Annotated in this window: 19 protein-coding genes and 6 pseudogenes; 18 read left to right on the top strand and 7 right to left on the bottom strand. The window is 55.0% G+C overall.

The window, feature by feature from the left end; genetic code table 11:
* Positions 1-113 precede the first annotated feature (113 nt).
* Positions 114-458, bottom strand: coding sequence for a hypothetical protein (locus HTUR_RS27085; RefSeq protein WP_049942130.1), 345 nt, complete (start codon positions 456-458; stop codon positions 114-116).
* Between the two features lie 434 nt (positions 459-892).
* Here HTUR_RS27085 and HTUR_RS23945 point away from each other — a divergent pair, with 434 nt between their 5' ends.
* The 3 genes and pseudogenes from HTUR_RS23945 to HTUR_RS28600 all read left to right on the top strand — a co-directional run bounded on the left by HTUR_RS23945 (position 893) and on the right by HTUR_RS28600 (position 3,406).
* Positions 893-1,939: a hypothetical protein gene (locus tag HTUR_RS23945; RefSeq protein WP_012945953.1), complete on the top strand. Its 1,047-nt coding sequence runs from the start codon at positions 893-895 to the stop codon at positions 1,937-1,939.
* 637 nt (positions 1,940-2,576) lie between these two features.
* A pseudogene (locus tag HTUR_RS23940) lies at positions 2,577-3,023 on the top strand (hypothetical protein); the annotation flags it as partial.
* Positions 3,017-3,406 carry a hypothetical protein gene (locus HTUR_RS28600; protein WP_318842644.1) on the top strand — a complete coding sequence of 130 codons (390 nt, stop codon included), beginning with the start codon at positions 3,017-3,019 and terminating at the stop codon, positions 3,404-3,406. The pseudogene HTUR_RS23940 and the gene HTUR_RS28600, both read left to right, overlap by 7 nt.
* Before the next feature lie 123 nt (positions 3,407-3,529).
* Here HTUR_RS28600 and HTUR_RS28755 read toward each other — a convergent pair.
* Positions 3,530-3,685: pseudogene (locus HTUR_RS28755) on the bottom strand (sulfatase); the annotation flags it as partial.
* Between the two features lie 658 nt (positions 3,686-4,343).
* On the opposite strand from HTUR_RS28755, the gene epsC reads away from it, so the two are divergent.
* The 5 genes and pseudogenes from epsC to HTUR_RS28885 form a co-directional block, all read left to right on the top strand.
* Entirely contained in the window at positions 4,344-5,216 is an 873-nt protein-coding gene (gene epsC, locus HTUR_RS23935) for a serine O-acetyltransferase EpsC (protein ID WP_012945951.1), read from the top strand.
* 444 nt (positions 5,217-5,660) lie between these two features.
* Complete coding sequence (locus tag HTUR_RS23930) at positions 5,661-6,077, top strand: hypothetical protein (protein ID WP_012945950.1); 417 nt, start codon at positions 5,661-5,663, stop codon at positions 6,075-6,077.
* 102 nt (positions 6,078-6,179) lie between these two features.
* Positions 6,180-6,668: pseudogene (locus HTUR_RS23925) on the top strand (hypothetical protein).
* A 2-nt stretch (positions 6,669-6,670) separates the two neighbouring features.
* Positions 6,671-7,036: a DUF7568 family protein gene (locus HTUR_RS23920; protein ID WP_012945948.1), complete on the top strand. Its 366-nt coding sequence runs from the start codon at positions 6,671-6,673 to the stop codon at positions 7,034-7,036.
* A 73-nt stretch (positions 7,037-7,109) separates the two neighbouring features.
* Positions 7,110-7,202 (top strand): annotated as a pseudogene (locus HTUR_RS28885) (DUF7567 family protein); the annotation flags it as partial.
* Between the two features lie 383 nt (positions 7,203-7,585).
* Here the strand turns inward: HTUR_RS28885 and HTUR_RS23915 are convergent.
* Positions 7,586-8,671 (bottom strand): PAS domain-containing sensor histidine kinase, encoded by a 1,086-nt coding sequence (locus tag HTUR_RS23915; RefSeq protein ID WP_012945947.1) that lies wholly within the window; start codon positions 8,669-8,671, stop codon positions 7,586-7,588.
* Positions 8,672-9,996: 1,325 nt separating this feature from the next.
* On the opposite strand from HTUR_RS23915, the gene HTUR_RS23905 reads away from it, so the two are divergent.
* Entirely contained in the window at positions 9,997-10,878 is an 882-nt protein-coding gene (locus tag HTUR_RS23905) for a DNA-binding protein (RefSeq protein ID WP_012945946.1), read from the top strand.
* Between the two features lie 602 nt (positions 10,879-11,480).
* Here the strand turns inward: HTUR_RS23905 and HTUR_RS28595 are convergent.
* Positions 11,481-12,089, bottom strand: coding sequence for an HTH domain-containing protein (locus HTUR_RS28595; protein ID WP_012945945.1), 609 nt, complete (start codon positions 12,087-12,089; stop codon positions 11,481-11,483).
* A gap of 374 nt (positions 12,090-12,463) precedes the next feature.
* Here HTUR_RS28595 and HTUR_RS23890 point away from each other — a divergent pair, with 374 nt between their 5' ends.
* The 3 genes from HTUR_RS23890 to HTUR_RS27760 all read left to right on the top strand — a co-directional run bounded on the left by HTUR_RS23890 (position 12,464) and on the right by HTUR_RS27760 (position 13,420).
* Positions 12,464-12,706, top strand: a complete 243-nt coding sequence (locus HTUR_RS23890) for a PadR family transcriptional regulator (protein WP_226377593.1) — start codon at positions 12,464-12,466, stop codon at positions 12,704-12,706.
* A gap of 93 nt (positions 12,707-12,799) precedes the next feature.
* Complete coding sequence (locus HTUR_RS26455; RefSeq protein ID WP_081443545.1) at positions 12,800-13,105, top strand: hypothetical protein; 306 nt, start codon at positions 12,800-12,802, stop codon at positions 13,103-13,105.
* A 171-nt stretch (positions 13,106-13,276) separates the two neighbouring features.
* Positions 13,277-13,420 carry a hypothetical protein gene (locus tag HTUR_RS27760; protein WP_187291518.1) on the top strand — a complete coding sequence of 48 codons (144 nt, stop codon included), beginning with the start codon at positions 13,277-13,279 and terminating at the stop codon, positions 13,418-13,420.
* Positions 13,421-13,468: 48 nt separating this feature from the next.
* Here HTUR_RS27760 and HTUR_RS23885 read toward each other — a convergent pair whose 3' ends face one another.
* The 3 genes and pseudogenes from HTUR_RS23885 to HTUR_RS26440 all read right to left on the bottom strand — a co-directional run.
* A complete protein-coding gene (locus tag HTUR_RS23885; RefSeq protein ID WP_012945943.1) occupies positions 13,469-14,146 on the bottom strand; it encodes an IS6 family transposase in 678 nt (225 codons plus the stop codon).
* Between the two features lie 31 nt (positions 14,147-14,177).
* The gene (locus tag HTUR_RS26445) at positions 14,178-14,579 is read right to left on the bottom strand and encodes a winged helix-turn-helix transcriptional regulator (protein ID WP_148225484.1); all 402 of its coding nucleotides are present in this window, start codon (positions 14,577-14,579) and stop codon (positions 14,178-14,180) included.
* A 155-nt stretch (positions 14,580-14,734) separates the two neighbouring features.
* Positions 14,735-14,973: pseudogene (locus HTUR_RS26440) on the bottom strand (helix-turn-helix domain-containing protein); the annotation flags it as partial.
* Between the two features lie 138 nt (positions 14,974-15,111).
* Here HTUR_RS26440 and HTUR_RS23875 point away from each other — a divergent pair.
* From HTUR_RS23875 to HTUR_RS23855, 6 genes and pseudogenes are all read left to right on the top strand, one after another.
* A complete protein-coding gene (locus HTUR_RS23875) occupies positions 15,112-15,810 on the top strand; it encodes a helix-turn-helix domain-containing protein (protein ID WP_148225483.1) in 699 nt (232 codons plus the stop codon).
* 99 nt (positions 15,811-15,909) lie between these two features.
* A complete protein-coding gene (locus HTUR_RS23870) occupies positions 15,910-17,163 on the top strand; it encodes an alkyl sulfatase dimerization domain-containing protein (protein ID WP_012945941.1) in 1,254 nt (417 codons plus the stop codon).
* A gap of 2 nt (positions 17,164-17,165) precedes the next feature.
* Positions 17,166-18,755: a GMC family oxidoreductase gene (locus tag HTUR_RS26435; protein ID WP_012945940.1), complete on the top strand. Its 1,590-nt coding sequence runs from the start codon at positions 17,166-17,168 to the stop codon at positions 18,753-18,755.
* On the top strand, positions 18,752-20,026 hold the full coding sequence (locus HTUR_RS26430; RefSeq protein ID WP_012945939.1) for an MFS transporter: 1,275 nt from the start codon (positions 18,752-18,754) through the stop codon (positions 20,024-20,026). Before HTUR_RS26435 ends, HTUR_RS26430 begins: the two co-directional genes overlap by 4 nt.
* 218 nt (positions 20,027-20,244) lie before the next feature.
* A pseudogene (locus HTUR_RS23860) lies at positions 20,245-20,682 on the top strand (DDE-type integrase/transposase/recombinase); the annotation flags it as partial.
* Between the two features lie 534 nt (positions 20,683-21,216).
* Positions 21,217-21,627, top strand: coding sequence for a hypothetical protein (locus HTUR_RS23855; RefSeq protein WP_012945937.1), 411 nt, complete (start codon positions 21,217-21,219; stop codon positions 21,625-21,627).
* The last annotated feature ends 103 nt before the right edge of the window (positions 21,628-21,730 follow it).

Below are 21,730 nucleotides of genomic sequence, written 5' to 3'. Positions count from 1 at the left end.
TGGGTTCGGTCGGTGGTCCAACAGGGACGCTGACATTCATACGATTGGATAAGAAGAGTGGGGTAGCATGAGCGGTCATGCTACAGCCTGTTCAGCAGACGAAGCGTTCAAGGTCATTTCTCACGCTCCTCCTCGGCCTTGTTCGCTTCCCTCATCGCCCAGATGAATAACGGAATACCGATCGGGACGCCCAACACCGTTAACATGCAAATGAGGCTGATCGAAGCCATCCACTTTGCTCGCTTGTGGTGTTTGTTCCTTTCATCGGGTGAGATGTGAAAAGCCGTCTTGAGGTTTGTCGTTGTGCCCTCTGGGATCAGGTAGCTTTTCATGGTTCTAATTGCTGATATCCTCTCTTTCGCAACCTGTCGCTCATGATTCTCGAGCAGATCATCAAGATACCGATCACCCTCAAGACGATTCGGAAGAACCTGGAACGACTCCTCCTCAACGGACATCGCCGTATACGACCCCGTTGGTGCGGATTCAAACGAGGCGTTGGCTACTGCCGACAGGTTTGTCCCCGGTTGATCAAGCGGGTTGTCAGCCGTCTCCCTGTCTGGATTTCCATGCCACAGCCGCACCCGATCCCGAAGTGTCTCCGTATGCTGCTGACGGGCTTCTCGATTCAATTCCTGAGTGAGAAGGTCATGCTGAGCTTCGTCTCCCGCCGCTCGAGGTAGCCGATGTCAGCGAACCCAGCGAGCACCCGTCTGATCGTCCGGCGTGAACAGCCAATTCTGTAGGGTAATATTTATATCTAAGCAGTAAGAATATAAATAAGTAGTGTTGTATTGTAGTTTTAAATATTTTTATTGTAGTGCTCGGTAGTAATTCATCTATCCAGTTCTTTCCGTCGCTATTATCAATAGGGTCAATTAATAATGTTCGTATGAATCGACGATGGGTGCTCGCAAGTACTGGGTTTGCGTTTTCTACGGCTATCGCTGGCTGTGCCGATCTCAACGACGAACCAGCCATCAACGATGACAGCGATGAGCAGGACGCTGATCACGGCACCGACGACGAGATTGCGGGAGACGATGATCGCGGCGAGGAACCGGAGACCGACGACCCCGATCAGGAACACGACGACGAAGACCCGTATGAGGATGACGAGGCCAACAACGACTCGGACGAGGCCGCCGACGAGGAGCAAGCGGAGGACGAGGCTGACGACGAAGAGGAACAGGCAGACAAGGAAGCGAACGGTGAACGAGACGAGGATATCGACGGCGAGGTCTCCCTCCCCGACACTGCGCAGGACCACTTGACGGTTCGCGACCACTGGTTTGGGTGGAACGAGGACGATGGGGGCTGTACGGTCCACGTCAAACTCGAGAAAACCACCGATGCGAAGTACCACCTCGAGTTTGGGACCAAAGCGACCGTCTATTCCGACGACGGCGAACAGCTGGAAAGGATCCTTGACGGCGGGGAGGATGGATCACCGTTTGAAGAAGGGGAGATGCGCGTGTATTCAATCGGGCAGGATAGGGGGACCTCCTGTGAGGGGGCGGCTGCGTACGAGGCCCGTGTCGCATATTTCGAAGCATACGTGCCTCTCGATGAGCTGGAACCCGATTTCGACCTCGATCCGGAACTCGAAGACAAACTCGAGATCACTGACCACTCGATCAACATGCACGGCGATGAGTACGCGCCGCTCTATGCCCACAATGCGGAGTACAGCGACCGGTACGCAACGGTGAAGAACGTCACTGGCGATTACCGGCTCTCCGTGCGCGGGCCAGATGGCGAGTTCCATGACAAAACGGTCGATCTCGATCCGGGGGAGACGGCCGATTTCAAGTACACGGGACGTAAATACTATGCCGATATCGGCAATCTGACGTACGGATTCAGTATCGCGGCGGAGGACGTCACTGAACTTGATGGTGAGGCCGAAGGCGGCAACGAAACCGACAGCGAGGAATAATAGCGAATCTGCTGCGCCCGTTAACGCCTCCGTTTCTCCAATTATGATACTCCTCAATAGAAGCGTCTAGTGTCCCCTGTAAACGCGCTGAAACACGGTTCGGGAGATTCAAACGACTCAGAACTGCCGTTACTGTCAATCCCTATTATTAGGTCCACTAGTGATGCGTGTTCGATCCGTACTTAGCAGCAGGGATCTATACCTGCTCTCACTAAGGGCCCAACAGAGTCGTATACCCGACTATTCAGAGTCGGGTCCTTCGAAGCTAGATACTAAGCGATCTGATTTCAACGATCCCAGTCGTGATCGGTTGCTACAGGCATTGAATACCCGAGTAAGATAACTCGGTTCAGCGTCCAGAAAGTCCAGTCGATATAGTGTAATTCGTACGTTTCACTCGAGAAGAAGCAGGATTTGTTGCTGAAGCGATTCCAACTCCGTAGGGGTACCTATCACCCGGGTTCGAGAGACTCTACCCTACTTGAGTTCAAAAACATTCGATTGAGAGTCAGAAGACACCTCACTATATATCCATCATTGTGGAGCTTGCTTCTGGTTTCGCATTGGTGGAGTTACTAGTAGAGACCACTGCTTTTCTGGATGAGATGACCTTAGTGTGAACAGATCCTATCAATAGAATCCATTCAACGATTGTGAGTTAGACCCCGACGCAGTCCTTGGGACGCGCACCTTCGAAGATGTTCTGTTCACCGACGACACGGAGACGCCGGTGAACGTGCTCACCGGCGAGACACCATCGCATTCGCAAGCGACCGTCCAGGAGGCGAAAGCATTCGCAGCGAGCATTGACACAGACACGCCACAGATCGCACTCTCTGCCTCAGTTGAGGCGCAGATCGAGACCCAAAACAAACCCTACACCGCTGCCGCGTTCTTCCATTTCAAAGCGACCGGATCGCTCGAACGCCACCGGGCTTATCATGCAGCCTACGACTCAGAGGCATTTACTGTCGAGTTTGATGCCGACTACGAGTCCGGCGACCTGACGATCACTGTCGAACGAGCAGACGAGTCCTGGGAAACGAACCGGGGCACCGCTGACGTCGACGCGCCACAATCGTAGCCTCTCGACAACAATCGGGCGCATTCGAGAGAAACGGAAACGAACTCTCGAGTACGAAACGATGCCAACTGAACCGCCTCCGTCACGAACAGTCGCGGGCGCGGTGGCAGTCGAAGGCGGAGCGGAATCTCGGTTACGGACTCGGCGAAGTCCAACGTCTCGGGAGTAGTCTTGGACTGGCCGATCGGATCCGCAATCGGGCCTGTGTCCGCTTTCGGAACGCGCACGCCGAGCAGTTGGCCGTCGGCCGCTCGCTCGAGTCGGTGGCCCCAGCCAGCGTCTATGCGATGTGTCGGTGTCTCGGTCTCAGACAAACGCGAACGGAGATCGCAGCGTGTGCCCCTGTGACGAAAATTAGCTCACGGCCGCCTACAGGGCGCTGAACGTCGAGATCGAACTGCCGACGCAGCCGGTGTCGGCGACCGATCGGATTCCAAGCATCGCTACGATACTCGAGGTCTCGGAGCGAGTCCGTCAACGATCGAGAGAGCGTCATCGAGTCCCCCGACACCGATGTCCCCGCCGTCGGCGAACACCGGCCGTGACGCCAGCATCGACGGAAAGGAAAACGGGGTCCAGTTCCCCATCGAGAAAGCGCGATCGAACACGGTCCCGCGATTCCTGACCGACTCCAGCACCGGCGTGTGTCGGTCGTCGTCGTAGGAATGCCACCGTGACATCGATTCGGTTTCGCCAGAACGGAACCCGTCACCACGGCACCTACACACTCGCGCCGAACGAGACGACGCCAACGCGCATCGAAGAGTTCGAAACACGTGACATCGTGGTCATAACCGTTGCGAACAACGAACAAGTTCTTGCGATGGTCACCGCGACCTGTAACGGGGATTTGGTTGGAGTGGTTGTATTCATTCGCTCGTACGGAGCTGATCCAGGCATCGATTATAGATAACCTTCAGTAAATTATTTATATCAATATTACTAAATAGTGAAATTAAAGGGTGAAATTATAACTCTCTGGGGATTTCAACAGAGCCACAAAATAGTAATCTGTGTCCAACAGTTCCGGTCGCTCATACGTTGCGTACCGTCCCATATCTTCGGAGCTGGACCGCAGATCGTCTATCGCACTCTTCACCTCTTCCTGTGCTCCGACGGGAAGATCCGCAAACTGGCATCGAACACTGCTTTCGTCGATATTGTTCGTCAGTTCTGATACGGAGATCACGTGTGACGGGGGGCCATCGTCTGCTTCACCATTGTTGTTCGTAGAATCATTGTCATCGTTTGATTTTCGAGATGTACCGACGGGAGACAAAGTGAAGGAACTACATCCATCGACCGTATTCCAGTCACACAATGGGATACGAGTACACTGGCGACGCCCACCTCGAACTCGTCACAGCCTACGAAGCGGACGAATCACCGTTTCCGACTGACGACTCACGAGTGTATCCGTGCCGGGAGTTTCTGCGTGACGAACCCCTTCTACTCAAACAACTTCTGTTCCCCCGATGCTGGAACGGGACGGACCTGGTCGACGATACGGCCGAAACGAGACGCCACTTGACGGCGCTCGGCACCTGCATTCGGAAGGGAATCACGGCGTATTCGAGTCGCGACGCGGACGACCTGACCGGCGTCGTTGATGGGATACTTGACCGACTGCCGGAAATCCGGCGCACCCTCAAGAAAGACGTCGAGGCGGCGTACAAGGGCGACCCCGCGGCAAAAAGTTACTGTGAAATCATTCGGTCGTACCCCGGCTTTCACGCCATCCTCACCCACCGGGTTGCACACCGCCTCTACGAGGCGGACCACGTCAAGTACGCGCGCGAACTCGCCGAGTACTCGAAAGTCGAGACGGGCATCGACATCCACCCCGGCGCGACAATCGGCGACCACTTCTTCATCGACCACGGGACCGGCGTCGTCATCGGTGAGACGGCCACGGTCGGTGACTGGGTCCGAATCTACCAGAACGTGACGCTGGGGGCCCTCCACTTCGAGGAGGAGGAGGGCGAGGAACACATGCTGGCGAAAGATTACAAGCGCCATCCCGACATCGGCGACCACGTCGTCATCGGCGCCGGGAGCAACGTCCTCGGGCCAGTCGATGTCGGCGACCACGTGAGTATCGGGGCGAACTCGTGGGTCACCGACGACGTGCCGAACGACACGAGCGTGTTCATCTCCGACCATCCCGAGCAAGAGCGGAAACCGAACAAGTAGCGCTGCACTAACGGTATGACTACCCCTCCGCAGGAACGTCCCCGAGAACGGCGAGGCCGTCGATGGGACTCGTGGCGAAAAAGATGCCACCCTCGACGAGTATGGGTGGAATTGTCATTGAGTGGAAATTATATATAGCGTAGTTTCAACGCACGTCACCCGTTTCGCGGTCGAACGCGGTAATCGCCTTTCTGGGGGTCCCGTGTGGGTCAGGGTTCTGGCCCACCTTCTCAACAAGTTAGATCACGTGTGAAGGTCGTGTCCCGGTCGAGAACTGCGTTATCAGAATGCTTCCCTCACTAGCAGCCGATTGTAATATTATGAATCGGCATGAGGGATCGCTTTCTCATCCCAATAGCGATAGTGCTGACCGGTGCTGCGTCGAACCAGATGCTGTTTTTCAGGGACGGAGAGGACCGAGCCCCTCTGTAGGCTCGTGATTCGATGACTCCACACGACGACCCGTTTCACGACTGCGGGTTAGATCCTGAGGCGATCCTCGAGACCCACACATTCGAAGATGTCCTGTTCACCGACAAGACGGAAACCCCGGTGAACGTGCTCACCGGCGAGACACCAGCGCATTCACGGGCGACCGTCGAGGAGGCGAAGAAGTTTGCAGCGAGTATCGACTCCGACACGCCACAGATCGCGCTTCCGGCGTCAGTTGAGACGCAAATCGAAACCCAGAGCAAGCCCTACACGTCTGCTGCGTTCTTCCACTTCAAGGCGACCGGTTCGCTCGAGCGTCACCGCACCTACCACGCCGCCTACGACTCGGACGCGTTCACCGTCGACTTCGAAGCGGACTACGAGTCCGGGAATCTGACCATCACTGTCGACCGAGCGGACGAATCCTGAGAATCGACCGCCTGCGCAGGTTTTTCGAGCGCCGGCGATGGGTGCCGGCGCAGCAGGAGTGAGCATCGACTTCGGGTGCGTCGGCGTTTCGAGGTGTTCGAGATGCACATGGTGATTTACGCACTGGTAGAGGCATCGACCCACGACGACGCCCTGGCCACCAGAAAGACGGTATTCGACCGCCTGGTCGGCACGGACCCACACGCCGGCGCCGTCTTTGATTACTACGTCTGTTTCGACGAGGAGGACACGTCCGTTGCGGGGAAGGCGCGATGGGGTGAACTCCCGACCGCGGCTCCTGTCGACTCCGACGACGGCCAAGACCTGCTCGAGCGTGAGTGGGAGGCGACGAAAGAAGAGTCCGAGCGCAACCTTGAGCGGGTGAAAGAGGCCATCGACGAACTCTCCGACGAGGAGATCATGCGGGACGAGGACCTCGCTCGGCACGCCTTCCACCAGGTTGGTGCGTACGACGATCCGACGATCTTCTGTACACCGAACACGGGACCGGTATTCGCCCGTGGACAGCTGGATCGACTCCTTGAGGGGAGTGAGGAACTCTGGATCGTGCCCGCTGACGTCCACTTCTGAATATGCCCCGCATTACCAACTGGCGACGCGAGAGCCGCTCGCCGACGCTCGCGTATCGGAATACCGAGACCGATGCGCGAGCCGTCTTGCATCGAGCGCCGGACTCCTACCGGTACAAATGGCATGGGGTGATTCTCGTCGACGGCTATCCAGTATGGTCGCGGGGATACGAGACGAAGGACGCGAAGTCGTTCCGTGACGAGCTCCGGGAGCGGCCGGCTCCGGAACTCAGCTGTCCGGAGTGTCCGAACGACAACGTCCGCGTCGGCGAGAAGTCAGCAGACGGGGCGAAGGTCCAGCGATGGTACGACTGCCCCGACTGTGGGTACGAAGCCCACTCCCGCATCGTCTACGGCGCCGAACGGTGAAGGGGAGAGCGTTGGGCGCTGTTTTTCGGCCGGGCACGAGGTGGTGGCCCAGTCCGGTCAAGTTAGTCAACCAATGAGTCTCGAAGTACTTGACCGACACAGTGAGGCACTGTTCGAGTTCCTCTGGTGCCCCGTCTGCGGGCAGGAGGTCTTCACTCACATCCCCCCGCGGCTTACCTGTATCTCGTCAGTAAACGATCCGGCCTGTATCTGTCCCAGCAGCGAATCGCAGATGTGGCTGGATCGACGCCGAACATACTCCGAGTCCGTCGCGACGAACTCCTCGAACTCGAGGACTGAATTCGACACGGGAGTAGCCCATCGGCGCTCTCGTGCTCAGTCTGGCCATCCACCTACTTCCCGCCTCCCCACCCACCGCTCCCGGCCGCGTTGCGGCCGGCAGCCACGACCGATGGCGAGGTTGGACCGGTCAACTCCTACGATACAAATGGCAGTAAACCGTGGCACAATCTCGTTATTCCAGAAAGAGGATGATCAGTTTGGTAAGTACACATGCGAATACAGCATGAGAATTTCTCAAAAAAGTGTTCACGTATCGGTTGCTGAAAGCGTGAACGAAAACGTCGATCCTTCTTCGGGTTCGGAGTCTACCCAAATCTCGCCCCCGTGGCGTTCGACAATTCGTCGGCAGAGTGCAAGGCCAATCCCTGTTCCTTTGTACTCCTCGTGACTGTGGAGTCGCTGGAATACCTCGAACACCCGGTCTACATCTTCTTGATCGATACCGATCCCCTCGTCACTAACGGAAATCATCCACTCGTCCTCGTCACGCGTCGCAGAGATTGTCACTCGGGGTTCCTGCTCACCGCTGTACTGGAGGGCGTTTTCTAACAGATTCTGGAAGAGTTGACGGAGTTGGCTGGCGTCACCGCTGACAGTCGGCAGCGGTTCAGCAGTGATTTCAGCACCGGTTTCGTCGATCCGGATACTGAGATCCGTCAACACGTCGTCCAGCACTGCCTCGAGATCGACCGACTCGAAGGACTTCCCCTGTGTTTCGACTCTGGAGTACGTAAGCAGCCCCTCAATCATTGCCTCCATCCGTTCGGCACCGTCAACTGCGAACTCGATGAACTCTTTGGCGTCTTCGTCAAGTTCGTCACTATACCGACTCTCAAGCAGTTGTAGGTAGCTCGTGACCATTCGTAACGGCTCTCGGAGGTCGTGGGAGGCAACGTAGGCGAACTGCTGGAGGCGCTCGTTGGACTCTTCCAACCGACGCTGATACTGGTACCGATCAGTGATATCAAAATGGGCAACAGCGACGTATCTCTGATCACCGGTAGTGAACGATGCTGCCCGCATGAGAAACCACCGTTGTTTGTTGGGAGAGTGACACGGATATTCAAACTCGAACAATTTGCGTTCGCCCGTTAAAATCTCGGATAACCCGGCGGCAGCAGTTTGTGCCGTCTCCGTTTCCGCTTGTCTGGTGATCGTAAGATAGTTGGTTCCGATTGTATCCGGTCGAAGTTCGATATCATTCGCTTCGCCGAACTCCTGCCAGGCACGATTTGTATACAGGATTGTTCCATCGTCATCAAGGATTGCGAAGTTGATCGGGAGTGTATCTACAGCCGCTGGAATAAGAGCCCCTGACTCCCAGCCATTCATATCGGGTTACAGTTGACTGACCGTGATAACGTTGTTCCCATTCTGGTTACAGGCGACGAAACAGTCTCCGTAGTCGATATGTGTTTTCAAACAAGCTCTCGGTAGTTCATTCGGCTGTTACTGAATAGATTGCGCGAAGGTCACACAAGACCGGTTCGATCTCTGAAGGCAGTGATCGCTCAATACAGTCTAGGTTGGCTCCTTTCAGTCGGTAGTCCTGCTACTCGAGATTGATCCGAGTGTTGGGCAGCTGGGCCGGCCGGTGGTCGTAGGTCTCGATCGAGACGGAGACCAGGTGGTGGATAGAATACTCGCCTCGACGGTAGCCCGAGTGTTGGACGGTGGACGATTCTGATAGAGGAGGCGACGTGGACGATCAACGGGTTTGATTTCGGTGGTGAACGGACCACTCGAGAAGGCAGTACACGCAAGATGGGAGTACATTGGAACGATGGGAGAGAGACGAAGACGATGTTGCGGGGATGCGGATAGACGTGTAAATTGCTCGGATCGCATAGGGCAGAGTGGGGTTGACGTGAAGGTGACGCTCGAGGAGAAGAGGGCAGAAGGAGGGAGAAAATCTTGACGGAGGGGTGGAGTCAGAACAATGGGAGGGAGACGATGTCGTCGAGGAGGTGACTCAAGAAGAGAGAGGGGTACACTCCCACCGAAAGCCCTCGGCCGCTCGGCATCCCGCGCCTCGCTGCGCGCCTCACTCCCTCGCTGTGCTCGGTTGTTGCGGTGCTTGTGTCGGCGGGGGACGACCGAGACGTCCTCGCCCTTTCGAAGCCCACCAGGCTGAGCTGAAGGTGGGGTGTTTTAGCGGTTCCTTGACTGGTGTGAACGAAACGGCACGCCCCGCTCGCCTCCGCTCCCTCCGCGTCGCACACGGCTCACTTCGTTCGCCGTTTCGCGACTGACCATTCCGGGCGTGCGGGCGCTCTCCGCACCGCGAGCTCCCGTTCCGGGCATGTGCCCTCGACGCCAGCGGGTAAGCCCGTCGGTTGCGCCCCTCGCAGGCTTTCGCGTTCCAGTACTTGGTGCCGATGCGCGCGGCGAGCCACGATGCGACTCGCCGTGCTCTCGACAGTCGCACTGGACACGGACCTGCAGTTCGGGCCGGACACGAGCGAGCTTACTCCGCTGGCCGCTCGCACCGGTCACTCCCGGCGCGCGGTGCTGGCTGGTAGGGATAGTGTCCCGCTCTACTCGCGCCTCAGGGGACCTGAAGGCGCGAGCGAGAGCGGTTGCAGGAGACGATCACAGTTGGGACTAGGCAGAGTTGAGGTGAAGACGCGGTGGGTAGCGCCTTCGAGGATATTGCAATGAGTTCTACAAACTTCCGAGATGATAAAACTTCGGATGAATCGAGTGTCAACCAGGAGGCGGCTGTGGAAAAGACGGACGTGGGCGTGGACGTGGAAGATCCGTTCACGGAAGATGTCGTGGACGAAACACCGGAGTTCGCGGCGTCGGTTGATCAGGAGACACACGCGAAAGTCGAGACGAACCACCCGGAAACGGTGGTCGGGCGCGAGGAGAACGAGTTCGGTCACCTACCACTGGCACAGGAAGAGCGAATTCGGGGTCGTGAGGAGGAGCTCGAGTTGATCAGCGCAAAGGCGACGTTCGGACGGCAGGAGGGACGAGAGAAGCGGACGCGAGAGATCGTGGTCGAGCAGCGCCGAGAGCGGCGGGTTGAACGGGTGGACCCCCGTTCGGAGCTGAAGCAAGAGCAGTTAGCGGAGGTCAACACACAATCGGTGCGAATCACAGAGACGGTGCGTGGGGGGCCAAACCGGGCGGCAGTGAGCCGTGGACTGGCGGAGAGGGTGACGGACGGGACGTCGATGATCGATGCAACCCTCGAGGAGATGGAGGAAGTGAAGGCCGAATCGGGAACGATCGTGGACATCGCAGACGTGCCGGAAGTGGAGGCAGGCGAAGTGGACGTGGAAGGCGAGATCATCAAACTGTGGGAGCCCTCGAAGTCGTCGATCAGCCAAGTGGGACTGATCGCAGATGAGACCGAGAAGATGAAGTTCACGATTTGGGAGAACTCCTACCAGACAACAGTGAGCGAGGGAGAGACGGTGCGGATCAGGAACGCGGCGAAGAACTGGCACAACGAGCGATGCAACCTGGCCGTGACCGGTTGGAGTCGCCTCGAGTTCCCCGAACGCGGGCGGTGGTGGATCCAGGAATAGCGTCGCCTCCCCTCTTTTTTGTGTGTCCGACCACACGCTCGCTTCGCTCGCGTCCTCCCCACCCTCCTCGCTTTGCTCCCTGTGGTCGCATCGCTCGTCCCTCGCACGTTCTGCGCGCTGAAGCGCGCATTCATCGTGCGCCACCGCTGGCACAGCTCAGAGAGCATCACAGAGCTGTCCAGTCACCGCATCCACAGCAGCAGAGAAGGCAGAAACGAGACGGCTCGAGTGACTGCTCAGTTCGACGCGATTGTGGCGTTGTTCGTCCCTTACGAGAGGGAGAGGACTCAGAGATGACGGTGACAGACAGCGAGCAGGAGTCGATTGTTGTTGGGTTTGCTTTGATGAATAGGGGTACGGCGTCGGGGGAGGTGTGCGCCAGCCATAGACGAGAGGTCGAAGGACAACATCTCAGAAATCACGCTTCATTCTTGCCCCGAAGCCAAATAGGTACGCTATCCACAGTTACTAAACGAACCACAGGGTGTCATAGAAAAGTTCCCATACCCTCTCTCTGTGACTAGCCGACAAACGGTAAGTACAGGGCATCTATTGAGCACCAAATTACGGAGACTGTCACCAGGAAAGGGGGTGTTCTTCGCTCACGGTCGGAGCGCAAGCTGCGACCGCTGACTTCGCTCGTAATGAGGCATGGTGCCGACTTCGACTCGGTCACAACACTGACATATACCAATCCCCTGTACGTTTGTTAATTGAGTATTACATTCTGGACAGTGGCTCGGCGGTGGTGTAGCCGAATCAGGGGCATACGGGAACAGCTCAAGGTCATCCGTTCTGAGGGCTGTAATCGCGTCCATTACTCCGTGGTGATCGTCACCTGATGAGTGTGGGAAGACGTTCACCAATTGTTCTCCAGCGTATACAGCAAGACACATCATTGGAGTCCGGAGCGTGGTCTGTGTTTCGTTCGTAAAGGTGGACGTGGAAGTCCGAACGCTGAATGGCGGTTGGATGCTGGCCCCGTGTTTACCGGCCCACGCTTCCATCTGTTCAAACGCATCGATCGCGTCGCTGTAGGGTGTTTGGTCTGTGAGCGTGATTGCATCCGGCCACGCGTTCATCATCAGGTTGTCAATATGATCCGCAGAGTCGAGCCGGTGTAACGCGTCGATTTTGGTGTCGATCGGCTCAACCAGTCCGTCCGGACGGATGTATACTTCTACGGTCAATTCGTCGGTATGAATGTTCATGAGATCCCCACGAAGGGGAAGTAAGAGACTTACAGTCCGTGGCTAGATAACGGTTGGTACGGTATGAAACGATTGTCTCTGATAGTTAAGGATCTGTCTGAATAAACTGGTTTATGTGTTCAGTTCGCAAGTGTAGTGAACGGATAGCTCCAGGTTCGGTGAAAAGAACGTCATGCGGATCGTTCTATGACACCCACGAACCAGCCTCCGCTATAGTTTTCACCGTTTGATTTAGTGTGGAATATATCCAACAGGGAACAATATTCTACTTTCACAGCGCGGAAATATACAATTCTCCATGGAAAGAAGTCAAATACAGCATCGTTGAATACTCTCGTAATATGGATGACTTTACCGGCTTCCAATGAGACCTCCTGTATGTGATCGCAGGTGCTGACCGCCCGTCCGGCCAAGATGTCAAGGAGGAGATAGAGGGATACTATGAGAGCGAGATCAATCACGGCCGGCTGTACCCAAACCTCGACACGCTTGTCAACAAGGAGTTGGTCGAGAAGGGCGAACTCGACCGACGGACGAACTATTATGCGATCGGCGACGCAGGAGAGCAAGCGATCCAGGATAGACGAGAGTGGGAAGATCAGTACGTCGAATTGTAGTGCAACCCATATTCGTTCGTTCGAGACCGTTGGAAATGCCGACCGTTTTGCCAATGAGAAGGCTTATACTGGCAAAGTTGAGTCTTCCACTGTATGTCAAGTGGGAGAACGATGACAAATCTCGTTACAGTAATCGGTCGTGGAGTGCCATCCAACTACGAGATTAGCGTCGATGGTGATATCGAACCAGTTGCTGCTGATTCACTCGAGGAGACTACAGTAGTCTCGGAACATGCTGTTGAAGGGACGATCGAAACCGGCGTCCATCGGTTCCAGTTTTCTGGGGAACTAGCGAATGTCCATGTTCTCGATTGGAACGGAACTCCAGCATCTGAATCACCGAGCACACCGGAAGTCCACATCGATTACGGCGTCCCCGGCCGGAAGAACAACAGCTAGACTGGCAATGCGGTCTCGCTTCACTAAATCCTAGGGAGTTGTATGAGAAAGCGCTTGCTGCTCGAGCGGTGGGCCCATCTGCACGGCCTGGTTGTTCCCGGTAGACCCTGCTGCTGTGAGCGCAGCTGCGAGTCGCAGCCACGGACCAACTCGGTGGTGATTGAGTAATCCTTGGGGATCCGGCGGCCAGAACAGTACGCTGCCAAGTGGGTCGTTGGGATCACCGTCTCGCGCTGGCGGGAGGAGTGTCTCGAGCAATGTGTCGGCGGCGTCGAGGAGCGTCTGGTTCTCCTCGAGGACTGTTGGAACAACTGAATCACGGCGTTCGGAAGTCATCTGGAACGATAACGCCAGAGGCACTGTCTAGTTTAGCACCTCGGCTGGCGTCTGTCCGTTGAGTGATTGATGCGGTCGTTGTGTGTTATAGTAGTGTACGTACTGTTCAAGCCATTCTCTGACGCTCGTCCGACTGCCCACCCACGAATTATGGAAGCGGTCAACCCGCATCTTGAAGGTCTGAAACCACTTTTCGATCAGGTTTCGCTCGACGTAGTCGAGTTGACCGCTTAACCCCAATCGAGAGAGGGCAGTCAGATAGCCGTAGCCATCGACGAGAAACACAGCGTCGGAGAGATTGTGTTTCTCGGTCAATCGATGCAGGAACGCAGCGGCTGGATCGGTGCCTCGCCGTCCGAACACTGCGACATCAAGAATTAGTCGTGAGTCTAGGTCTATTGCAGCGTACACCCAAGACCAGTCGCCGTTGATCTTGACAGCGGTTTCATCAATGGCGACCCGCGACGGCTGCGCCGTCGGCGGGTCTGGTACGTTATCAGCTAGCCGATGTACCCAGTGCCAGATTGCTTGATGAGAGCGGTCTACGCCGATCAAGCGAAGAATCGCTTGTGTCTCTCGGAGCGAACAACCGGTCGCGTGGAGGCGGACGGCGAACACCCTGACGGGCGTCGCCGTCCGCTCACGCTCCCAAGATTCATCAAATTTCGCCGCGTAGCACTCGCTGAGCAGGTCTGCGAGTGTCATGGCCAAACTAGCTCCACGACCTGCTCGCTTCTCAAACTGGCCTAACTAGACACTGCCACGCCAGACGATATCCGTTCTCGTCAATACGGATGAGATCGAACGCCTCAAGCCGGTTGCGATAGTTCCGGATGGTCCGTGCTGAGACGCCCGCTCGGTCGGCGAGGTCCCGCTGTGACAGGCGGTTTTCGGCTGTGAGAAGCGCGTGAACGATTCGGCCAACTGTCGGTGGAAGATTGGCGAGCAACTGCTTGGGTTCGAGCATACCCAGCGCGTAGCGGTCGTCCGGCCGGAGCTCTCGGCTCTCGTCTTCACCGACGAGTTGGTACAGTGCTCGAGCAGTAGCATACGGCGAACTGACTACTACCTGTAGTAGCGAGATGCGGTCTTGAGTCGGTCGGAGGTTTTTGGCCTGCAGGATCCGCGTCGCAGCCATCGCGTAGCCCGTTCGATTGATCGCCGAGATGGAGACGTGGACAGCGAATTCGGGAGCGTCCTCAGCGACCGACCGGGAACTCCTCGAGGAGTTAGGTGGGGTGGTTCGTATACGGTTTCTTCAAATTCTTTTAGATGTGATTCTGAGAGTTTTCAGTTTCTCCCAGTTCGTTTATCGTCAGATACAGCCTGTTCAAGCGACTCGTCGGTGTCGAGTCGCTTGAGCCAGCTGTAGATCGTCCGCCGCTGAACGTCGTACCACTCGGCCAACTCAGTTTGGGTCACACTGTTTTGAACGCAATTGCCGCTAAGAGCCGTTCTGTCGACTTCTTCCCGTCCACGTTGTCGAAGGCATGTTGTAATTCCTCGACGGAGATCTCGTCGAGATGATTCACTACATACTGCAACAGTCTACGAGTAAGAATTCCTAACGGTTATTATAGGTGGTTAGTTGGCGCCGGTCAAGATTACTGAACTGGTACTCCCGAAATCTTCATGAACTTTCATGTGTACTACTAACAAAGGGAGACATCGTGCAATACGCCACAATTATCTACCGACATCCCAACGGATGGCCACAGTCGCTCGGTAATAAGTTCGCTGAGCATGATGGTGTGGTCCCCGTTGGATTACACTCCTCACACCTACTTGGAGATGGAACAGCAGTCATGCTCTACGAGTTTGAAGGTGACCCTGCTGCTGTCTCTGAAATCTTGTCGGAAAGTCAGATAACAACGGACTATCGGGTAACTCAACACCGTGAATGCACGGTTGCGTATATCCATTATAAGCCGACAACGACTGTCGAAGAACTAATCGATATTCCAATGAGAAATGGACTAATTGTTGATAAGCCTATGCTATTCCATGAAGACGGTGGGCTAGAGGTTACGTTCATCGGACTTCGAGCGGACATTAAGCGGGCTCTTGACGAGACACCCAGCATTCTCTCGACGACCGTTGAACGTGTTGGCGAGTATGAACCCAGCGTACAGAAACTGTTCACAAAGTTGAGTGGCCGGCAGCGGGAGATTCTCCGGACTGCACATGAACTCGGGTACTACCAGCAGCCACGGGAAACAACGTATCAAGAGATCGCCAGCGAGCTTGATTGCACAGCAGCGAACGTCGGGGATGTCTTGCGACGAATCGAAAATATGGTTATAGACGAGATTGTTCGAACTGCCCTTGATACGGACCACGAGGCCCCACCAATGCGATCTGTGTGGTGAATTGGGCTGACTGTTGCCGCCGAAGTCTCTTATAGGTATATAAGTGACTATCTATGACAAAGAGAGTCCTGATTGCTACCTCCCCTCGAATGGTAGGTGATGCCACGAAGCATTGATCCATTCGCGATCGACATGTTCGTTGACGACATCGCAATCACCGAGGTTACCGACAGGACCTACTACTGCTCGGGCTTTAGCGGCGTGACGGCTTTTGAAACGAGTGAAGGGTTAGTGCTGATCGATACTGGTCTATCAGCAACCTCAGCAGAGATGGCCGAGGCTCTCCGCAAGTATACCGACGCACCGGTGCATACGGCGATCTACACTCACGGTCATCTCGACCACGCATTCAATCTCGGTGATTTCCTGGTGAATGGGCAAGAGTCACCAGATGTAATCGCCCACCGGACGATGCCAGACCGATTTGATAGGTACGAGCAAACTGTCGGCCACAACGACGCTATCAACAGTCGGCAGTTTGGGGGCACTCCGGCTGGAATTGACGAGCTTGACGACATGGCGGAGTCAAGCCAGTTCGGGTGGCCCGAATACCCGCCTACGACTTTGTCCGATGACGATCTCACGATCCACGTGGGCGATATCACGCTCGAACTCCATCACGCTCGTGGAGAAACCGACGACCACACCTGGGTGAACTGTCCTGAGCGGGATATTATCTGCTCTGGAGATTTCGTTATCGGTGTCGCTCCAAATGCCGGAAATCCACAGAAAGCCCAGCGATACCCATGGGATTGGGCAGAGGCACTCCGCGAGATGGCTGCTGTCGAAGCTGAGACACTCTGTCCGGGCCACGGTGAACCAATCGTAAATGACTCAGAGGAAGTCCAGCACCGCCTGCTTACGGGTGCGGACTACCTCGAGACTATTGTTGATCGGACGCTTGACGCACTCAATAATGGTTCGCCACCGCACGTTGATATCGTTAAAGAGGTCGAACTCCCGGATCCCGAGGAACCGTGGTTGCAAGAAGCCTACGACGACGGGGAGTTCATCGTCCGGAACGTCCTCCGGTACTATGGCGGTTGGTGGTCGGGTCGTCCGAGCGAATTGAAACCCGCACCCCGTGAGGAACTCGCAGAGGAAATCGTTGCCTTAGCTGGGAACGCCGAGACACTGGTAGGTCGGGCGGAGGACCTCGCAGCAAATGGCGACTCGCATATAGCCTGCCACCTTGCTGATTACGCGCTCGAAGCTGCTCCGGACAACGAGGACGTCCAGTCGGCGGTCGCAGATATCTACGAACATCGAGCCGAGGCAGAGAGTGATCTCATGTCGAAGAATATCTTCTCGTCAGCGTCCGAATACGCGAATGAAGGCCGGAGGTTCCGATAACCATGAGCGCCGAAGCTACCTACGACTACATCGTAGTCGGCGCTGGATCGGCAGGTTGCGTGCTTGCGAACCGTCTGAGTGAAGATGAAGATACATCTGTATTGCTACTTGAAGCCGGTGAACCAAACGAAAAACCGGAGATTGATATCCCAGCTGCTTTCCCCGATTTACTCAAGAGCTCGGTTGACTGGGAGTACCACACGGAACCGCAAACCGAGCTGAACGGTCGCGAACTGTACTGGCCTCGAGGGAGAACCTTGGGAGGATCCAGTGCGATCAATGCGATGATCTATATCCGAGGCCATCAAGTAGATTACGACCACTGGGCATCACTGGGTAACGATGAGTGGAGCTACGATGACGTACTGCCATATTTCAAGCGGAGTGAGAACTTTGAGCCTGGTGACTCAGCATACCACGACCAGAACGGCCCGTTGAACGTCTGTTCTCCTCGGACGCCACGGTCGCTATCACAGACATTTATTGAGGCTGCAGTTGAGGCAGGCCATATTCGAAACAACGATTTCAACAGTGAGCGGCAGGAAGGCGTTGGATTCTACCATATCAACCAGAAAGATGGCCAACGCCATAGTGCCGCCGATGCGTTCTTAAAGCCAGTACTAGACCGAACCAATCTAATAGCACGTACGAATGCACAGGTCACACGAATAGTGTTCGACGGCAGTCGCACCACTGGTGTCGAATACGAAGTTGATGGTGACCACGTTCGAGCCAACGTTGATTGCGAAGTCGTGCTCTCTGCTGGAGCAATCAACTCGCCTCAACTTCTTATGCTCTCGGGCATTGGAGAGGCTGAACACCTCCGTGAGCACGATATCGAAGTGCAACAAGACTTGCCGGGCGTAGGACACAACCTCCAAGACCATCTCGTCACACATGTGGTTTGCGAGGCAACAGGGGTTGATACGCTTGATGATGCCAACTCCCCTCAGTACTTCGATACGTATTCCCAGCACCAGCGTGGCCCATTGACATCGAATATCGCTGAATCCGGTGGGTTCGTCCGAACAGAGTCTGACCTGCCAGCGCCCGATCTCCAGTACCACTTCGGGCCGTCGTACTTCATGCGCCATGGCTTCGACAACCCGGCGGAAGGACAGGGGTTTTCTATTGGTGTGACACAGCTACGCCCCGAGAGCCGAGGACGTATTTCACTTGCTTCCGGAGATCCATCTGCTACACCCACTATCGATCCACAGTATCTTGCTGAATCAACAGATCTAGAGATACTCGCCAAGGGACTTCGAACCGCTCGTGAAATTGCCCGTGCTGACGCCTTAGATAAATACAGGGAGCGTGAAATTTGGCCAGGTGAGGACGTACAGACCGACGAGGAACTCAAAGCACACGTCCGCAAGACGGCAGAGACAATATATCACCCCGTTGGAACCTGCAAGATGGGGAACGACTCACAGTCTGTCGTAGACGACCGTTTGCGAGTTCACGGTGTAGAAGGACTCAGAGTCGTCGATGCCTCGATCATGCCGACTATTGTTGGCGGCAACACTAACGCGCCGACCATCATGATTGCCGAACAGGCAGCCGATTTCATGACTGAGGGATCCCAATGACTTCCTCGGACCCCCCACCCAGATATCGATGGGTGATTCTCTCGATAGTTACCGTCACACATATTATTGCAATTAGCCTTATTTGGACGGCTGTATCAGCTCTAGCTCCCGAAGTCGCTGGTGAACTGGCGATCCCAGCAACAAAAGCAGTTTTCGCCTACTCGTTGATTAGTATCATGTTTGTGTTCTTGATGCTTCCTGGCGGGATGTTGGCCGATCATTTCAACGTCCGATGGGTCGTTGGCATCGGGGCACTCATTGCAGGAATCGGCACAGCTCTCCGGTGGGTGATTCCGACCTACACAGGTCTTATAGCCGGAAGCATTGTCGCGGGAATCGGTATGTCTCTGGTCAACCCGAACCTGATTAAGACAACGACGGAGTGGTTTCCGTCAAACGAACTCGGCTTTGCACAGGGGGTCGTATTTGCAGGGTGGGGTGTTGGTGCTGGTCTAGCAGGATTTCTTTCGAGAGGCATGCTACTCGATATTGTCGGTTCGTGGGAGAATGTTTTTCTTGTCTACGGAGTTGCTACCCTCGTGGTTGCGGTCGTCTGGTTACTCGTAGTTCGGTCGCCAACTGCTCAAGAACAACCAGACTACATCAGTCTAACTGAGACTGGAAGTAATCAGGACAAGTCAACCACAAGTGTGATTAGAGATATATTCTCCAAGAAAAACACATATTTCGCCTCGTTACTGACGATTTGTGGATTCTATACTGGTGTTGGATTCATTGGTCTCTTTCCCACATGGGCAGTGAGTTCGTCATTCTCGGTCTCTAGCACTCTCATCGGTGGATTATTCTTCTTAATTGCGGCTGGCTCGGTGCTATTTTCGGCTGTTTCCGACTATATCGTGAGAAAATCAGTGCTCTATCTCACGCTAACCGGACAGATATCTGGTGTTCTCATCGTCGGGTTTGCTCCCTCCCGTCTAATTTTTGTTTTGGGGGCAGTGTTAACTTCGCTCTGTGGTGGAGGTCTCTTCGGGATGTTCTATGTACTTCCAGGAGACCTTCCTGAGATCACTCCGGCTAGTGCCGGTACTATGGCAGGCGTCCTTCTTTCGATTGGCCAAATCGGTGCAGTTGTTGGCCCTATTATCGGTGGCCGCTTGCTTGAATCAAGTGGTATCGCTATCTCTGCAATTGCCATTAGCCTCCCATCACTAGTAGGTCTACTGGCGATCTGGAAGCTGAATCTTCGATCAGATAGTTCCCCTACTCCTGTAAATTCAAATCCATCGGGGAACGTGGTTAACTCTAAATAGCGTTCTATTCATATTGAGTTTTAGTGGTGGCGGAACTGATGGGACGTAAGCCTGCTACGTACCTAGACTCAGTACCTCCACAAAGCTCGTTAGTTTAGACGTCTGCTTGCTGAAGGTTTGTCTACGACCAATCAAGCAGACGGTGCAATCTACGAGGACGGCACTGTCTAGTTGAGCCAGTTTGAGAAACGAGCATGTCGTTGAGTGACTTGACTAGGATGCGCGCAGACCTGCTCAGCGAGAGCTATGCGGCGGATTTAGAAGAATCCCGGGAGAACGAGCGGACGGCAACGCCCGTCAGGGCGTTCGCCATCCACCTCCATCAGACCGGTTGTTCGCTTCGGAAGACAACAACGATTCTTGCTTCATTAGGCGTTGAACGGTCTCATGGTGTGGTCTGGAATTGGGTACATCGGCTGGCTGACAGAGGACACGACCCGCCGACAGCAACGGCGTCGCGGGTCGCTGTTGACGAAACTGCTGTCAAAATCAACGGCGAGTGGTCTTGGTTGTACGCTGCAATAGACATCGAGACAAAGTTGATTCTCGACGTCGCGCTATTTGGTCGGCACGGCACCGATTCGGCGGCTGCATTTCTGCATCAACTCACGGATACAGAGCAAATCGAACTCGTGACTAATCGTGTTCACGACTATCTCGAGCAGTATGGGGATGAATTCGATAACATTGTCGGGTATGTGACAAGCAAAACATACCGCCAAGTTCTTGAAAGTCATTTGACACCTATGGTCAAGGTACTCTCCTCCCTCGTAATCCAAATGCTCTTCAATTAACTGAAAACTTTCGCAGAAACAATATTCAATAATTGATTGATTTATCAATCAGCAAAGATAGATTTGCTATACTTGAGAGCAGGTTAATCTTCTCGGTCAACAATAGCGACTGATAGAGTTTCACCGGCGTACTCGCTTCCAAGTGTAATTCTACCTCTGGAGTCCACCTTAAGCTCTTCATGTAATTTCTCTGAGTTGGATTCAATCAGGACCTTCATTAATTCCCTATTTCGGAATTGAACTAAAGTTCGCCAGCTATAGTAGACGTTAGAAATAATCACTCATCTTTGGGACCGAGAGTTAGTCGAGGGCGTTGTCGATCGCTGTTGTAAGCTCAATAAGTGACTCAAAGAATCGGTTAGCCGATCAGCGACCACACAGGCACTCGAGACATCGGTGAGTATTGACGCACGGTATGACACGTGGGACTGCAAACAAGGCAGCGTCCGTCCGTGGGAACTGGGTCGGCAGCAGTATGTGCTCTCGTTAGTTCGGTTCATCGCGGACGAGGTTGACGAGATAGCGTTCTCGACGCCAGTAGAAGTGACGATCGTACCTAAGACGTCGTACCAGCCATCGGCAAGCTGGCACGATCGCTTCATCGGCACGTACCAAGTGGCCGTCTACCCGAACATGAATCCTGACTGGGGATCGATCGAAGCCGAAGTCTCAACGCTCGAGGAAGCACTCGAGGTCGTAGAAACCGTCTGCAGTGACCGCGAGGAGCAATACGATCTGTTGACGGACGACGAGCGAGAGAACGGCGAGGGCGCCCTCTCGTCGCGGGGACCAAAGCCGATCGTCTAAGCCAACAGCCTCGAAACGAACGCACAGCCGGTGGCGTTGTTCGACCCCTGAAAGGGATAAAGTAGAAAAGATGGATGACCAACACATCCTCGGATACCTGCTG

Origin of the sequence: Haloterrigena turkmenica DSM 5511, from assembly GCF_000025325.1 — an archaeon.
Taxonomy (GTDB): Archaea; Halobacteriota; Halobacteria; order Halobacteriales; family Natrialbaceae; genus Haloterrigena; species Haloterrigena turkmenica.
This window is presented reverse-complemented; position numbering and strand designations above follow the sequence as displayed.

Coding starts and splice junctions, on each gene's coding strand:
- HTUR_RS27085 (WP_049942130.1), bottom strand. CDS start 458: ATGTCCGTTGAGGAGGAGTCGTTCCAGGTTCTTCCGAATCGTCTTGAG.
- HTUR_RS28595 (WP_012945945.1), bottom strand. CDS start 12,089: ATGAACATTCATACCGACGAATTGACCGTAGAAGTATACATCCGTCCG.
- HTUR_RS26445 (WP_148225484.1), bottom strand. CDS start 14,579: ATGGCTGCGACGCGGATCCTGCAGGCCAAAAACCTCCGACCGACTCAA.
- HTUR_RS23885 (WP_012945943.1), bottom strand. CDS start 14,146: ATGACACTCGCAGACCTGCTCAGCGAGTGCTACGCGGCGAAATTTGAT.
- epsC (WP_012945951.1), top strand. CDS start 4,344: ATGGGATACGAGTACACTGGCGACGCCCACCTCGAACTCGTCACAGCC.
- HTUR_RS23920 (WP_012945948.1), top strand. CDS start 6,671: ATGCCCCGCATTACCAACTGGCGACGCGAGAGCCGCTCGCCGACGCTC.
- HTUR_RS23945 (WP_012945953.1), top strand. CDS start 893: ATGAATCGACGATGGGTGCTCGCAAGTACTGGGTTTGCGTTTTCTACG.
- HTUR_RS26430 (WP_012945939.1), top strand. CDS start 18,752: ATGACTTCCTCGGACCCCCCACCCAGATATCGATGGGTGATTCTCTCG.
- HTUR_RS26435 (WP_012945940.1), top strand. CDS start 17,166: ATGAGCGCCGAAGCTACCTACGACTACATCGTAGTCGGCGCTGGATCG.
- HTUR_RS23915 (WP_012945947.1), bottom strand. CDS start 8,671: ATGAATGGCTGGGAGTCAGGGGCTCTTATTCCAGCGGCTGTAGATACA.
- HTUR_RS23905 (WP_012945946.1), top strand. CDS start 9,997: ATGAGTTCTACAAACTTCCGAGATGATAAAACTTCGGATGAATCGAGT.
- HTUR_RS23870 (WP_012945941.1), top strand. CDS start 15,910: ATGCCACGAAGCATTGATCCATTCGCGATCGACATGTTCGTTGACGAC.
- HTUR_RS23930 (WP_012945950.1), top strand. CDS start 5,661: ATGACTCCACACGACGACCCGTTTCACGACTGCGGGTTAGATCCTGAG.
- HTUR_RS26455 (WP_081443545.1), top strand. CDS start 12,800: ATGTCAAGTGGGAGAACGATGACAAATCTCGTTACAGTAATCGGTCGT.